At 46.7% G+C, this 15,642-nt stretch carries 13 protein-coding genes and 2 tRNA genes; 4 read left to right on the top strand and 11 right to left on the bottom strand.

What is annotated here, in order from left to right; all coding sequences use genetic code 11:
* Positions 1-15 precede the first annotated feature (15 nt).
* Positions 16-100 (bottom strand) — tRNA-Tyr (locus F0265_RS21615).
* Positions 101-155: 55 nt separating this feature from the next.
* A tRNA-Tyr gene (locus F0265_RS21610) sits at positions 156-240 on the bottom strand.
* Between the two features lie 268 nt (positions 241-508).
* Here F0265_RS21610 and F0265_RS21605 point away from each other — a divergent pair.
* Together F0265_RS21605 and vexH are read left to right on the top strand one after the other, a co-directional pair.
* Positions 509-1,573: an efflux RND transporter periplasmic adaptor subunit gene (locus tag F0265_RS21605; protein WP_065741298.1), complete on the top strand. Its 1,065-nt coding sequence runs from the start codon at positions 509-511 to the stop codon at positions 1,571-1,573.
* Positions 1,573-4,683: a vibriobactin export RND transporter permease subunit VexH gene (vexH, locus tag F0265_RS21600; protein WP_171750321.1), complete on the top strand. Its 3,111-nt coding sequence runs from the start codon at positions 1,573-1,575 to the stop codon at positions 4,681-4,683. The genes F0265_RS21605 and vexH overlap by 1 nt, the downstream gene beginning before the upstream one ends.
* 60 nt (positions 4,684-4,743) lie before the next feature.
* On the opposite strand, the gene F0265_RS21595 is transcribed toward vexH, so the two are convergent.
* Positions 4,744-5,343, bottom strand: coding sequence for a YitT family protein (locus F0265_RS21595; protein ID WP_045985433.1), 600 nt, complete (start codon positions 5,341-5,343; stop codon positions 4,744-4,746).
* 366 nt (positions 5,344-5,709) lie between these two features.
* Between F0265_RS21595 and glyA the strand changes: the two genes are divergently transcribed.
* On the top strand, positions 5,710-6,960 hold the full coding sequence (gene glyA / locus F0265_RS21590) for a serine hydroxymethyltransferase (RefSeq protein ID WP_006881653.1): 1,251 nt from the start codon (positions 5,710-5,712) through the stop codon (positions 6,958-6,960).
* Positions 6,961-7,239: 279 nt separating this feature from the next.
* The gene (locus F0265_RS21585; RefSeq protein WP_171750320.1) at positions 7,240-7,806 is read left to right on the top strand and encodes a hypothetical protein; all 567 of its coding nucleotides are present in this window, start codon (positions 7,240-7,242) and stop codon (positions 7,804-7,806) included.
* A 74-nt stretch (positions 7,807-7,880) separates the two neighbouring features.
* On the opposite strand, the gene F0265_RS21580 is transcribed toward F0265_RS21585, so the two are convergent.
* From F0265_RS21580 to mrdA, 8 genes are all read right to left on the bottom strand, one after another.
* Entirely contained in the window at positions 7,881-8,207 is a 327-nt protein-coding gene (locus F0265_RS21580; RefSeq protein WP_171750319.1) for a hypothetical protein, read from the bottom strand.
* 133 nt (positions 8,208-8,340) lie between these two features.
* Entirely contained in the window at positions 8,341-9,306 is a 966-nt protein-coding gene (gene lipA, locus F0265_RS21575; RefSeq protein WP_171750318.1) for a lipoyl synthase, read from the bottom strand.
* A gap of 23 nt (positions 9,307-9,329) precedes the next feature.
* On the bottom strand, positions 9,330-9,983 hold the full coding sequence (gene lipB / locus F0265_RS21570) for a lipoyl(octanoyl) transferase LipB (protein ID WP_171750317.1): 654 nt from the start codon (positions 9,981-9,983) through the stop codon (positions 9,330-9,332).
* 178 nt (positions 9,984-10,161) lie between these two features.
* Positions 10,162-10,440: a DUF493 family protein YbeD gene (gene ybeD / locus F0265_RS21565; protein ID WP_006957352.1), complete on the bottom strand. Its 279-nt coding sequence runs from the start codon at positions 10,438-10,440 to the stop codon at positions 10,162-10,164.
* Positions 10,441-10,583: 143 nt separating this feature from the next.
* Positions 10,584-11,762, bottom strand: a complete 1,179-nt coding sequence (locus F0265_RS21560) for a serine hydrolase (protein ID WP_171341562.1) — start codon at positions 11,760-11,762, stop codon at positions 10,584-10,586.
* A gap of 89 nt (positions 11,763-11,851) precedes the next feature.
* On the bottom strand, positions 11,852-12,634 hold the full coding sequence (locus tag F0265_RS21555) for a septal ring lytic transglycosylase RlpA family protein (protein ID WP_171750316.1): 783 nt from the start codon (positions 12,632-12,634) through the stop codon (positions 11,852-11,854).
* Positions 12,635-13,756 carry a rod shape-determining protein RodA gene (rodA, locus tag F0265_RS21550; protein WP_006957355.1) on the bottom strand — a complete coding sequence of 374 codons (1,122 nt, stop codon included), beginning with the start codon at positions 13,754-13,756 and terminating at the stop codon, positions 12,635-12,637.
* The gene (gene mrdA / locus F0265_RS21545; protein ID WP_171750315.1) at positions 13,756-15,639 is read right to left on the bottom strand and encodes a penicillin-binding protein 2; all 1,884 of its coding nucleotides are present in this window, start codon (positions 15,637-15,639) and stop codon (positions 13,756-13,758) included. The genes rodA and mrdA overlap by 1 nt, the downstream gene beginning before the upstream one ends.
* Between the last annotated feature and the right edge of the window lie 3 nt (positions 15,640-15,642).

Below are 15,642 nucleotides of genomic sequence, written 5' to 3'. Positions count from 1 at the left end.
ATCAAGCGTTCAATATGGTGGAGGGGGACGGATTCGAACCATCGAAGGCAGTGCCAGCAGATTTACAGTCTGATCCCTTTGGCCACTCGGGAACCCCTCCAGGGCTTTTTATCCTTAACTGACGTTTTCCCAACGCATCAATCAAGCATTCAATATGGTGGAGGGGGACGGATTCGAACCATCGAAGGCAGTGCCAGCAGATTTACAGTCTGATCCCTTTGGCCACTCGGGAACCCCTCCAGGGTGTTTTTATACTTAAGAAATGATTTCCCAACACATCACTCAAGTGCGGAGCGCATCATAGCAAACTCGCTAAACCTGTAAAGCCTTTTCTTATGATTTTGAATTGAATGCTGGCTTTTTGGGCAAAGATGCCAGTAATTGACCTAAAAGCTCACGTAATCAACGTCTAAACTTACAGTTTATTGCTCTCTCTTTACATTACTTGACGTTTCCAGCGCGGTTTAACGAGTACAATGTACGGAGTTTTTTGAGGCAGAATTTAAACATGAAAAATAAAATTATTCTGAGCATTTTGTCGTTGTCTATTCTGGCCGCAGCACCTGGTGTGCAGGCTAAACGACAAGGTCCACAGACAGTTACTGTGGTGACTGAACAGGTCCAGGTTCATCAGGTTTCTCAGTCCCTGTCTTTAGTTGGAAAGCTGGAAGCTGAGCAATCTGTTGTGGTCTCTTCGGAAGTGACCGGAAAGGTGGATGTCATTGCCGTTAAAGCGAATCAGGAGGTCAAACAAGGCCAGATGCTGATTCAGCTTAACGATGATAAGGCCAGAGCCAGCGTGGCGGAGGCTCAAGCGTACCTGAAAGATGAAGAACGCAAATTGAGAGAATTTGAACGTCTGGTGACGCGCAATGCGATTACTCAGACAGAAATAGACGCGCAGAAAACCAGCGTAGAAATCGCTAAAGCTCGTCTTGATGCCGCGAATGCTAACTTGAGTGACCTACATATTACTGCACCGTTTTCTGGCACGGTTGGCTTTGTGGATTTCAGCTTAGGTAAAATGGTCAGTGCGGGGGATGAATTAGTGGCACTGGATGACCTGTCAGTGATGCAGTTAGATTTACAAGTGCCGGAGCGCTATCTATCTCAGATCTCTAAAGGCATGAAAGTGACAGCAAAGACGGCAGCATGGAATGATGCTGTGTTCAGTGGCGAAGTCGTTGGTATCGATTCACGAATCAATGAAGAAACCCTTAATTTAAGGGTTCGTATCCACTTTGACAATCCGAAGCAAAGCCTCAAACCAGGCATGTTAGTGGCTGCGGATATGGATTTTCCTCCAATGGAAGCGCCGATTATTCCTGTTCAGGCACTCGAATATTCTGGCACCAAACGCTATGTCTACGTGGTTGGTGACGACAACAAAGCGGTTCGCACTGAAGTCTTCTTAGGCGCTCGTATCGGCAACCAGGTCGTGATTGAAAAAGGCCTGGATATTGGCCAGAAAATCGTTGTTCAAGGCATTGTGAACATGCGCGATGGCGTGGCCGTGAGTGAACTGGGTGAAGATGGCAAACCACTGAATAATGAGCAAGAAGGTAACAGCTAATGTGGTTATCTGATGCTTCAGTAAAACGACCCGTTGCGGCGGTCGTTCTCAGCTTACTGCTGTGTGTATTTGGTATTGTCTCTTTCAGTAAACTGGCGGTACGCGAAATGCCGGATATTGAAAGTCCGGTAGTCTCAATCAGTACCCGTTATGAAGGCGCTTCAGCGACCATTATTGAAAGCCAAATTACGACTGCACTGGAAGACCAGCTTTCTGGTATCAGCGGTATTGATGAAATTGAATCGACCACGCGTAATGGCAGCTCACGAATCACGATTACTTTTGAACTCGGGTATGATCTCAATACCGGTGTCAGTGACGTTCGGGATGCGGTTGCACGTGCGCAGCGTTCCTTGCCTGATGAGGCGGATGATCCGATTGTTTATAAGAATAATGGCTCCGGTGAAGCGTCTCTCTACATCAACCTGAGTTCTTCAGAAATGGATCGGACCCAACTGACGGACTATGTCGACCGAGTTTTGCTCGACAGATTCAGTTTGATCTCGGGTGTAAGTTCGGTGGACGTGTCTGGCGGCTTGTACAAAGTCATGTACGTTAAGCTGAAACCAGCCCAGATGGCGGGGCGTGGGGTCACAACTTCTGACATTACTGCGGCACTTAACAATGAGAATATTGAAAGTCCGGGCGGTGAGGTACGTAACGATCAGATCGTAATGTCGGTTCGTACCGCTCGCAGCTACAACGTGGCTGAAGATTTTGAATATTTGGTGGTCAAACGTGCCAGTGATAATACCCCCATCTATCTGAAAGATGTGGCCGATGTTTACATCGGCGCGGAGAACGAAAACTCGACCTTTAAGAGTGATGGTGTTGTTAACGTCAGCATGGGTATTGTGCCTCAATCGGACGCCAACCCACTTGAAGTGGCTGACTTAGTGCATGATGAAGTGGAAAAAATCCAGCAATTCCTTCCATCGGGAACTCGTCTTGCTATCGACTATGATTCAACCGTATTTATTGAGCGCTCGATTGCGGAAGTATACAGCACTCTGTTTATTACCGGTGGTCTGGTCATTCTTGTGCTGTACATATTCATTGGTCAGGCACGAGCCACGCTGATCCCAGCAGTAACGGTGCCTGTTTCTTTGATTTCATCCTTCATGGCCGCTTATTACTTCGGTTTTTCCATCAACCTCATCACGTTGATGGCGCTGATATTGTCGATTGGCTTGGTGGTTGATGACGCCATCGTGGTGGTGGAGAACATTTTCCACCATATCGAACGGGGAGAAAAACCACTGTTAGCGGCGTACAAAGGGACTCGCGAAGTTGGCTTTGCCGTTGTGGCGACAACTTTGGTACTGGTGATGGTCTTCCTGCCCATCTCGTTTATGGATGGCATGGTCGGCCTGCTGTTTACCGAGTTTTCGGTACTGTTGGCAATGTCGGTGATTTTCTCGTCATTGATTGCACTGACTTTAACGCCAGTGTTAGGCAGTCAGCTATTGAAGGCTAATGTGAAACCAAACCGCTTTAATCAGTTTGTTGATCGCATGTTTGGTCGTCTGGAAAGCGGTTACCGTAGAGTGCTGCGTGGAGCCTTGAAATGGAAATGGGCCGCGCCTCTGATCATCTTGACTTGTATTGGCGGAAGCTGGGGCTTGATGAAGCAAGTACCTTCTCAGCTCACACCGTCTGAAGACCGCGGGGTGATCTTTGCTTTTGTTCGTGGTGCTGATGCTACCAGTTACAACCGCATGGCTGCGAACATGGATATCGTTGAAGAGCGCTTATTGCCGCTACTGGGCGAAGGTTTCCTTAAGTCCTTCAGCATTCAATCGCCAGCTTTTGGCGGTAATGCAGGTGACCAGACGGGTTTCGTGATCATGATTCTGGATGACTGGAATGATCGTGATGTAACGGCTCAGCAGGCGCTAGGAGAGGTGAGAAAGGCACTGGTTGGTATTCCTGATGTTCGCGTCTTCCCGTTTATGCCGGGCTTCCGAGGCGGCTCTAGTGAGCCTGTACAGTTCGTGTTAGGTGGGTCTGATTACCCAGAACTGAAACAGTGGGCCGAAAAGCTTGAGCAGTTAGCGGAAGAGTCTCCGATCATGGAAGGGGCGGACATTAACTATTCTGAGCGAACCCCTGAGCTGGTGGTGACGGTTGATAAACAACGTGCGGCAGAGTTGGGCATCAGCGTATCAGAGATTTCTGAGACCTTAGAAATTATGCTTGGCGGTAAGAGTGAGACGACCTTTGTCGAGCGTGGTGAAGAGTATGACGTTTATCTGCGCGGTGATGAGAACAGCTTCAATAACGCGACGGATCTGAGCCAGATTTATCTACGAACCAATTCTGGCGAGTTAGTGACACTGGATGCGGTCACCAAGATTGAAGAAGTGGCTTCGTCGATTCGTTTGTCACACTACAACAAGCAGAAATCGATTACCGTAACGGCTAACTTGTCTGACGGGTACACCTTAGGTCAGGCGCTGGACTTCTTAGATCAACAAGCGGTGGAAATTCTGCCGGGTGATATCTCAGTCAGCTACTCTGGAGAATCGAAAGATTATAAAGAGAACCAATCCAGTATTCTGGTGGTATTTGGCTTGGCACTGCTGGTCGCGTATCTGGTGTTGGCAGCGCAGTTTGAAAGTTTCATTAACCCACTGGTGGTGATGTTCACTGTCCCTATGGGGGTATTTGGCGGCTTCTTGGGCTTGTTCTTTATGAGTCAGGGGCTGAATATCTACAGCCAGATTGGCATGATCATGTTGATTGGTATGGTGACCAAGAACGGTATCCTGATTGTTGAGTTTGCGAACCAGTTGCGTGATCGCGGCTTCGAATTTGAGAAAGCGATTGTCGATGCCGCAGCACGTCGCCTGCGCCCAATCATGATGACGGCGTTCACTACGCTTGCTGGTGCAATTCCGTTGATCCTATCGACAGGGGCCGGTTATGAAAGCCGAGTGGCGGTAGGTACGGTGATCTTCTTCGGTATGGGCTTCGCAACGCTGGTGACTTTGTTTGTTATCCCTGCGATGTACCGACTGATTTCAGCAAGTACGCAATCACCGGGTCATGTGGAAGCTGAACTGAACAAAGAGCTAAGCCACGATGTGAAGGCCAGAACCTCACACTAATCGCAGCGCCCGATAACGCAAAAGCCCGCAATTCGCGGGCTTTTTTTCATCTCGTAGTTCTCAACCGTAATTGACCGAATAACGGGTTGGTTTGTGGTTCATGGCTAACACGACATTGAGCAGGATAGCGCCCACAATGGATAACCCGATGATTTCAGGAGAGACAAAGAAGAATGATGCGAACAAGATGCAACAATCGATGGCTAATTGGGATTTACCCACTGAGATGCCGAACTTATCCTGAATAAATAGGCAAAGTACGTTGAAACCACCGAGGCTTGAGCGATGACGGAACAGGATAAGCATACCCAAACCCATCAGTAACCCACCGGCAACCGCGCAATACACAACATTAACCGTTTCAAGGCTGACGACCAGAGAGAGGTGGTCTGCAAACACAGAGACTAAGGCACCAGAAATAGCACTGTTAAAGGCAAATCGTGAGCCAAAACGCTTCCACGCGAGTAAGTAAAAAGGGCTGTTGGCCAAAAAGTAAAGCGTACCGAAGGAAAGTGACACAAATTGGCTCATAAGCAGGGCCAAACCTGTGGTGCCTCCGGTTAACAGATTGGCAGATTGGAGGAAGAAAACGCCCTGAGCGACCAGAAATGTTCCGGTTAAAATAGCAATCCAATCTTCTTTGCGTGAGTGTTTTTCCATCAATTTGAAACTTTTACAGTAGATAATGGCGCGCATACTATTTAAAAAATGAGGTTTTCGGTAGCTTGAGAAGCAAATTTAAGGTAAACCTATGTAATTATCGTTTTACGGGGTGTAAAGGGAAAAATTGACACTTTTCATATTTATACGATTTAGAAAGGTGACAATATGACAATCCTTGTAGAACCACATGAAGAATCTGCATGAGAAAAAGTAAAACTTTCTCTTTATGGCCAAGATCAAATTATGTAGAATGCGCGCTATTAACGTGATGCAAACGTTTGCGTGAGTCGATTTACGTAGATTAATAGGGTCATTGGTAGGTTTTTTGCAAATTTCAGTTTAAATCTGAGTCAGGAGATACAGATGCTAAAGCGTGATATGAACATCGCAGATTACGATGCGGAACTGTTCGCAGCAATCCAAGAAGAAACTCTTCGCCAGGAAGAACATATTGAACTAATCGCTTCTGAAAACTACACGAGTCCACGTGTAATGGAAGCTCAAGGTTCTCAGCTAACAAACAAATACGCTGAAGGCTACCCTGGTAAGCGTTACTACGGCGGTTGTGAATACGTTGATAAAGCGGAAGCTTTGGCCATTGATCGTGCATGTCAGCTATTTGGTTGTGAGTACGCGAACGTTCAACCTCACTCTGGCTCACAAGCAAACAGCGCTGTGTACATGGCATTGCTAAACCCAGGTGATACTGTTCTAGGTATGAGCCTAGCACATGGTGGTCACTTGACTCATGGCTCACCAGTAAACTTCTCTGGTAAACACTACAACGTGATTCCTTACGGTATCGACGAAGCGGGTCAAATCAACTACGACGAGATGGAGCAGCTTGCCCTAGAGCACAAGCCTAAGATGATCATCGGTGGTTTTTCTGCTTACTCTCAAATCGTTGACTGGGCTCGCATGCGTGAAATCGCAGACAAAGCCGGCGCGTACCTGTTCGTAGACATGGCGCACGTTGCGGGTCTAATCGCAGCAGGCGAATACCCAACACCAGTTCCACATGCTCACGTTGTGACAACAACAACGCACAAGACACTCGCAGGTCCGCGTGGTGGTCTAATCCTGTCTAACGCTGGCGAAGAGATGTACAAGAAGCTGAATTCAGCGGTATTCCCTGGTGGTCAGGGCGGCCCTCTGATGCATGTTATCGCAGGTAAAGCGGTAGCGTTTAAAGAAGCAATGGAGCCAGAATTCAAAGCGTACCAAGCTCGCGTAGTGAAGAACGCTAAAGCGATGGTTGCTCAGTTCCAAGAGCGCGGTTACAAGATCGTGTCTAACGGTACAGAGAACCACCTGTTCCTAGTTGACCTCATCGACAAAGACATCACAGGTAAAGATGCAGATGCAGCACTTGGCGCTGCAAACATCACGGTAAACAAGAACTCTGTACCAAACGATCCACGTAGCCCGTTTGTGACTTCTGGCATCCGTGTAGGTTCTCCAGCAATCACTCGTCGTGGTTTCACTGAAGAAGATGCCAAAGAGCTAGCAAACTGGATGTGTGACGTTCTAGATAACATCGGCAACGAGGAAGTTATCGCGGCAACGAAAGCTAAGGTTCTGGACATCTGTAAGCGTCTACCTGTATATGCTTAAGTAGCATTCAGCTTGGAACCGTAAACCTTCAGTTTTTGGTTTCACTAATCGCATGTTTCAAAAGCCTCCTTCGGGAGGCTTTTGTTTTTTGCGTGTTTACTCCATAAAGATCAACTGGATAAACCAGTCCTCCTCTCACTTCCCTTATCATACATATTGCTCATTTATTAACGATTAAAAACGAAAACATAATCACAATGTTTCATATCTATGATTGATTGGCATTGAGTTTAAATCTATATACTTAGTCTTAATTGGTAATTCAGAAGGGAGAGTTGAATGCGTCCAACGAAAGAAAACCTGACCGCTTTAGTAGGCAAAAATATCGAAATGGATATACGCCTGTCATGCCGGCCAGAGAGCAGCGAAAATGGCTACTTGGAAAAGCAATATGGTGTCACTTTGCTTGAGCGCGACGGCAAAGTTGTTTTGACTCGTGATGACTCATCGGTCGATGCTGGCGTATGGGTGCCTTATGCTGAAACGAAAGCGGTGGTAGGACGTTACACGGGCAGTGGTGTCGGCTGGTTGGCGTCAGGCCCTTTCAGTGGCTGTGAAATGGCTATTGGTGTGGATAAGGACCAGAACCGTGTCTTTGCTGCGCACATTGCTAAGCAGAGTGGTTCTACGGCTCCGGCCGATTACCGTAAATTCCGTACTGATGCAAAAGCAAGCGAGTTCTACTGGAACCGCATTCCTATGCCGTTTGAAGACAAATTTTCCTGTGCCTATGTCTTCGTGATCTGTTCAACGGATGGCATTATTTCGATGAACTCGTTAGAAGTCGAAGTGACCAGCATGGGGGGCAGCAATGGTAAGGTGTTGTCGGTAAGAACGTTTAAGTAGTCGCTTAATCCACGGATGAGATGAAATAAAAAAGGTTGATATCATATCAACCTTTTTTCGATTCTCGTCTGAGCTTATTTTGAAATGCTCAGTAGCGTGCCTGACTTACATTTGAAAGAGTAGTACTTGCGGCTTTCGCTGAACTTGCCCAGACCTTCACCATCACAGTAATCGATGTTGATGTCACGCATGGTTTCTAGTGTTTTTTCGCTATTTAGAGCAAATTTAGAACCATCTGCACAGACGATACGTACGCGGCCATCATCACTTACAGAGTAAAGTTCAACCTCTGTATTACACAGCTCAAAAGAAGCTTCACGGAAATTGTCTTGCTGTGTATTAGAAGCGCAACCTGCTGTCAGTGCGGCAAGAGCGACAGCAACAAAACCTAATCTTTTCATAATAATTCCTTGGAAGATGTACTTTTTAGTGTTGTTAGGGGTAAGCCTATAGAAGAGTTGTGTCTCATTCAAGAAACGAAATAAAAAAGGGCTGACTTATGCAGTCAGCCCTTCCTATTAACTAAAAGAACATTTAGCTCACTTCGACACCTTGTGCCTGAAGGTCTGCGTGGTAAGAAGAACGGACAAATGGTCCACACGCAGCATGAGTAAAACCAAGCTCCAACGCAATCTCTTTGAGTTCATCAAACTCTGAAGGTGGTACGTAGCGTTCTACCGGAAGGTGGTGGCGACTTGGTGCCAAATACTGACCTAGAGTCAGCATTGTCACACCGTGCGCACGCAGGTCCTTCAAGACTTCGACGATCTCTTCTTTGGTTTCACCTAGGCCCATCATTAAGCCTGATTTAGTCGGTACATCTGGGTGCTGCTCTTTGAATTTCTGAAGCAACTGTAGCGACCATTTGTAGTTTGCACCTGGACGAGCTTTACGATACAAACGAGGAGCCGTTTCCAAGTTGTGGTTGAAGACATCTGGTGGATTGTCTTTCATTAATTCCAGTGCTACATCCATACGACCACGGAAATCTGGAACCAGAGTCTCGATGCGGATGTTTGGGTTTTTGGCACGAATCTCACGGTTACAATCGGCGAAGTGCTTGGCACCACCGTCACGAAGGTCGTCGCGGTCTACAGAAGTGATAACCACGTATTTCAGCTTCATGTCAGAGATGGTTTGAGCCAGCTTTTGTGGCTCATTTTCTTCTGGAGCAACCGGGCGGCCGTGTGCAACGTCACAGAATGGACAGCGGCGAGTACAGATCGCGCCAAGAATCATAAAGGTCGCAGTACCGTGGTTAAAACACTCAGCCAAGTTTGGACAAGAGGCCTCTTCACATACCGAGTGAAGGTTGTTTTTACGCATTGCCGATTTGATATCTTGAATACGCTGACTGTCAGCGGGCAGCTTGATCTTCATCCAGTCTGGTTTGCGCAGAATTTCTTTTTGCTCAGTTGGCATGTTCTTGACAGGAATCAGTGCCATCTTGTCGGCGTCACGGTATTTAACGCCTTTTTCCATTTGGATTGGTTTACTCATGCTTCTTTACTTCTCTTTGCTTCTCATCGCGTAGGAGAGGCTTCTGTGCTGAATTCAACTTGCTCATAATCAAGCAAAGTGACAAGTTCATCGACGAGCGTCTTCTCAACCTGGGTAAGATCATCCGGGCCGCCAAGCTGGCTAACCTGAACCATTTCCATGCCAGCATAGCCGCATGGATTGATACGTAAAAATGGTGACAAGTCCATATTTACGTTGAGTGCTAAACCGTGAAAAGAGCATCCTTTACGAATTCTCAATCCTAGTGAGCAGATCTTTTTACCATCAACATAGACGCCTGGTGCATCCGGTCGTGCCGCTGACTCAATATTGTAATTTTTTAGTGTGTTGATCACGAGATTCTCAATATGAGTGACGAGATCTCTAACACCGAGCTTTTTACGACGTAAATTTATCAGGAAATAAGCCACAAGTTGACCTGGACCGTGGTAGGTAACCTGACCCCCTCGGTCACTTTGAACAACTGGGATATCGCCAGTATTGATCAGGTGCTCTTCTTTACCTGCTTGCCCCTGTGTAAACACTGGGTTGTGTTCAACCAGCCAAATCTCGTCACAGGTCTCCTCGGTACGAGTGTCTGTGAAGTCATGCATGGCTTGCCAGATAGGCTCATAATCTTGCCTACCTAAGTGTTTAACAACAAGCTGGTTGTGCATCCCTAATCCTATTGCCCGTAAATAAAGTTTGTGGATTATAAACTGGTTCTGGTCAATGAACTATATACCAGTAACACATTTTTAACCCTTGATAAAATACAGGATTATTATCTGTTTGATATCTAAAAAGAAAGCAGCTTGCGCTGCTTTCAAAATAATTTTACTTTATCAAATAAAATTATAGAACCATGCGCACGATATCAATCTCGCCCAGTTCTTTATATAACGTTTCTACCTGCTCAATGGAAGTTGCTGTGATCGTCACAGACACTGAGTGGTAGTTACCTTTCGCGCTAGGTTTTACACTAGGGCTGTAATCACCTGGAGCGTGGCGTTGGATCACCTCTAGAACCTTCTCTGGCAGTTCAGGTTTCGCATAACCCATCACCTTGTAAGTAAATGAGCAAGGGAACTCAAGCAGGTCTTTCAGTTTTGCATCTGAGTTGATAGTCAACATGTTGAAACTCCAAGTTGGAAAGTCGTTTTAGCAGCGCGGAATAGTACTGCCATTAATTTTAAATCTCAAGATCCTGCCGACTTGTGTTTGGCAGGAACAAAAAAAGCCGCATTATGCGGCTTTCGATGAATGTGTGGTTTGAATTACAGGAAGCTCTTAAACAGCATTACAATGTAATCCCACAGACGGCTGAACAGACTACCTTTATTGACATCTTCTAACGCCAGAAGTGGGTACTCAGCAACATCTTCGCCTTCTAGTTGATAGTATAGCTTACCAACTACGTCACCTTTCTTAATTGGGGCTTCCAGCTCTTTTTCAAGTACGAAGCTCGCCTGAAGGTTTTTGGCCTGTCCACGAGGAAGGGTGACGTAAGTATCCTGATCTAGACCCAGTGCAACGGTATCTTTGTCGCCCATCCAGATTTTTTCTTCAACGAAGGTTTCACCAGCTTTGTGTGGAGCAACAGTTTCAAAGAAGCGGAAGCCGTAACTCAGTAGCTTTTTGCTTTCTGATTTACGTGCGTTTGCATTCTTAGTGCCCATGACGACAGCAACAAGGCGCATTTTACCTTCAGTGGCCGAGCTCACTAGGCTATAACCTGCATTGCTTGTGTGACCAGTTTTGATACCGTCAACGTTCATGCTCTTGTCCCAAAGCAAGCCGTTGCGGTTGTATTGGGTAATGCCGTTGTAGGTGAATTTCTTCTCTGAGTAAATACGGTACTCGTCTGGCACGTCACGAATTAATGCTTGGCCAAGTAGCGCCATATCGTACGGCGTTGAGTACAGGTTAGGGTTGTCTAAGCCGTGAACGTTAGCAAAGTGAGTGTCTTTCATGCCGAGCGTATCGGCCCAAGCATTCATCAGATCAACGAAGGCATCTTCCGACCCTGCAATATGCTCTGCCATAGCAACACATGCATCGTTCCCCGATTGAATAATGATGCCGCGGTTAAGCTCTTCGACTTTAACTGTCGTGCCGACTTCGATAAACATCTTTGAAGAATCTGGGAAGTTTTTAGCCCATGCATTCTTGCTGATAGTTACGTCGTCCTGAAGCGAAATATTACCACGCTCAAGTTCTTGGCCGATCACGTAACTGGTCATCATTTTGGTCAGACTTGCAGGAGACAACTTAGTGTTCATCTCTTTCTCTGCGAGGATCTTACCTGAGTTATAGTCCATCAAAACGTAGCCTTTCGCGGCGATTTGAGGAGCGTCTGGTACAACAATTGGGGTGGCAAACGAAGATGATGCGAAAGTTGCAGAAAGCGCAATAGAAGACGCAAAAACGGATTTAATTAGCGTTGTTTTTTTCATATTGACTACAGGTTTTTATTAACTGTCCATATATTAACAGAAACAATCGCTCAAACCAGTGTGCGGCGTACCTCACACTGGATTGAGGACTACTGGGATTTTATAAAAGCACTCGAATAGCCCATCAGCTTAACTTGTTCTAAGGCCTTTTGCGTCAGCATATAGTCATCAAACGGGCCTAAAAACACGCGGTGAAGGTTTTTATCCGAGCTGATATAGCTCTTTACCGAAAGTGTTTGACTCAGATCTTGCGCTAAAGTTCGTACTCTGTCTTCATGTTGTGAAGAGGCGACCTGAACAACGAACTTTGGCAATGCTTTTTGTTTATGTGCTTCCGTCGGCTTGTCGACGGAGATGACCTCTATCGACACATTAGCAGTGCCTGTACGAACCACATCTAATTTGGTAGCGGCTGCAAAGCTGAGGTCGATAATCCGACCTTCATGAAAGGGCCCGCGATCATTAACGCGTACAATGGCTGTTTTTCCATTATCTTGATTGGTGACTTTGACATAACTCGGTATCGGTAAGGTCTTATGTGCCGCCGTCATGGAGTACATATCGTACACTTCGCCGTTGGAAGTCAGGTGACCGTGGAACTTTTTCCCGTACCAAGATGCCTGTCCCTCTTGAGTAAATCCTTTGGGCTCTTTGATGATCTGGTAGCTCTGTCCTCGGAGCGTATAGTCGCTATTGCCGCCCAAGCTGTACGGCTCGTACTGAGGATTTGCATCTTCGATATGATCGACGGAGATCGGGGCATCCGGTGCAATATCGTCGTCTATCGTGTAACGCTTTGAAGGCGCAGAGGAACAACCTGCTAGAATGGTTACAGCGTATAGCATGCCTAGCAGAGGTTTATTTATTGTCATTTAAGTTGCCTTCGAAAATGCTTTTCTATGAGTGTGGATCGACATTAATATGCCAAAGCCTGCCATTAAGGTCACCATGGACGTACCGCCATAGCTAATCAGAGGCAGCGGAACACCTACGACTGGCAAGATGCCACTCACCATACCAATGTTTACGAATACATAAACAAAGAAGCTGAGCACGATACTGCCTGCCATCATACGGCCAAAAGCCGTTTGTGCTTTACTTGCTAGCACTAGGCCACGTCCGATGATAAATAGATACAAGCTAAGCAGAATCAGAATACCAATCAGGCCCCATTCTTCGGCGATAACAGCAAAAATAAAATCGGTGTGACGTTCTGGTAAGAACTCAAGTTGAGACTGAGTCCCTTGTAGCCAACCTTTACCAGCGATGCCGCCAGAACCAATGGCAATTTTACTTTGGATAATGTGATAACCAGCGCCAAGAGGATCCGATTCTGGATTGAACAGAGTACGAACTCGGACTTTCTGGTATTCCCTCATTAGGAAGAACCACAAGATTGGCAAGAATGCGCCGAGGCCACAGGCCGCAGCGAAGATGATTTTCCAGCTGATGCCTGCAAGAAAGATAACGAAAATTCCTGAGGCGGCAATTAGAATCGAAGTGCCTAAATCGGGCTGTTTCGCGATCAAAATGGTTGGTACAAAGACCATTACCAACGACATCACAAGAGTCTGAAACGTTGGGGGTAGTGAACGCTTACCAATGAAGCGCGCAACCATTAATGGAACAGCAAGTTTGAGTAGCTCTGAAGGCTGGAAACGCACAAAACCTAGGTTTAACCAACGCTGTGCGCCTTTTGAAGCCTCACCAAAAAACAGAACCCCGAACAGCAGCAGAACGCCGACAATGAACATTAGGGGAGCCAGAGATTCATAGGTTCTGGGAGGTATCTGGGCGAGAATCACCATCACACCGAGTGACAGCCCCATACGCATCGCTTGTCGATCCATCATCGCCAGACTTTGGCCACTGGCGCTGTACATGACGACCAGACCGAAGCCCATTAATACCAAAATACCTAGCAGTAAAGGCAAGTCGATATGGAAGCGCTCGAACAGCGCTCGGTTTTGGCCTGTAGCAGGATCAAAATCCATTATTCTTTCGCCTCTTTATCTTCTACTAACACGCGGTCAAAGACCTGCCTGACCACAGGGCCACCTTGTGAAGAGCCCCCGCCCGCATTTTCAAGTACGACCGTCACTACCACCTCAGGTTCTTCCAATGGAGCAAAGCCAGTAAATAGAGCGTGATCTCTTAAGTGCTCAGCAATCTCATCTGCATTGTATTCTTCATCTTCTGCTAGACCGAATACCTGCGCGGTACCGGATTTACCGCCACTGACGTAAGGCGTATTGTAGAAGGAGCGTCTTGCTGTGCCTTTTTTACCGTGGTTAACCAGTCGCATCCCTTCTATCGACAAATCCCAGAATTTCTCTTTAACGTCAGTAATTGGCGGGTAAGTCTCGATCTCAGACATCACTTGCTTATCGAATTGCTGGCCATTGTCGATGGTTGCTCTCAATAGGTGAGGTGCAATCACTTCGCCCCGGTTAACTAACACAGAGGTCGCTTTGGCAATTTGCATCGGTGTTGCTGTCCAATACCCTTGGCCGACGCCGACAGGAATGGTGTCTCCCTGATACCAAGGCACGCGGTGGCGGGCCATTTTCCATTCACGAGTGGGCATGTTTGCTTTGCTTTCTTCGTAGATATCGATGCCGGTTTTTTCTCCAAAACCAAACATCATCATCCAGCGAGAGATTCGATCGATGCCCATGTCGTAGGCTATCTGATAAAAGAAGGTATCCACGGATTCTTCTATCGATTTGACGATATTAACTTTGCCGTGCCCCCAACGTAGCCAGTCTCGGAAAGGCCTTGTTTTAGAGTTAGGAATCTTCCAGTAACCAGGATCATTACGCGTGGTGTATGGGGTGATGACGCCTTCTTCTAGAGCCGCTACCGCTAAAAATGGTTTAATTGTCGACGCGGGTGGATAAATGCCCAGAGTGGCTCGGTTAACCAATGGACGGTTCTTATCGTTGAGAAGAGCACTGTAGGCTTTGCCAGAAATGCCATGCACGAAAGCATTGGGATCGTAGCTTGGGCTCGAGACCATGGCCAATACACCGTTGTCTTTGGGATCGAGCACTACGGCACTACCACGGCGTCCAGCGAGTAATTCGTGAATGTAGAGCTGCAAGTTTATATCGAGATTAAGCACGATATCTTTGCCCGGAACTGGCGGAATGTACTTTAACGTGCGGATAATACGACCGCGGCTATTCACTTCGACTTCCTGATAGCCAGCCGTTCCGTGAAGCAGGTCTTCGTAATAACGCTCGATACCAAGCTTGCCAATATCACGTGTCGCTTGATAGTTGGCGTCTTTTTCCTCGCGGATCAAACGCTGCATGTCTCGGTCATTAATGCGTGATACATAACCAATCACATGGGTCAAAACATCACCGTATGGGTAATGGCGTTTTAAGCTCGCGTTGACAGCGACACCGGGAAACTTATGCTGATTGACCGAAAACTTGGCGACCTGCTCTTGCGTGAGCTGAGTCAGTATTGGCACCGATTTGAAACGTCGGGTTTGGCGTCTTTCTCTTTCGAAACGTTCGACTTGCTCTGGAGTTATTTCAATGAACTCTTGAAGACCAGCGATAGTGGCCTCCATATCTTTAATTTTTTCTGGAGTAATCTCCAAATTAAAGACAGGTCGGTTTTCAGCGAGCAGTTGACCATTTCGGTCATAGATCAACCCGCGGTTTGGTGCGATAGGGACAATTTTGATACGGTTGTCGTTTGAGCGGGTTTTGTAATCTTGGTATTGGTTGATCTGGATGTTATAGAGGTTGGCCACTAACAGGCCAACCATAGTGACAATACCAATGAAAGCGACAATAGCCCGGCTTTTAAACAGCCGTGCTTCTTCTTGATAATCCCTGATTCGGGTACGCTTCCTTAACATTAA

This window comes from Vibrio sp. RE88 (genome assembly GCF_013113835.1).
GTDB lineage: Bacteria > Pseudomonadota > Gammaproteobacteria > Enterobacterales > Vibrionaceae > Vibrio.
The sequence above is the reverse complement of the archived record's forward strand: the minus strand, read 5'-3'. Positions and strand labels throughout refer to the sequence as shown.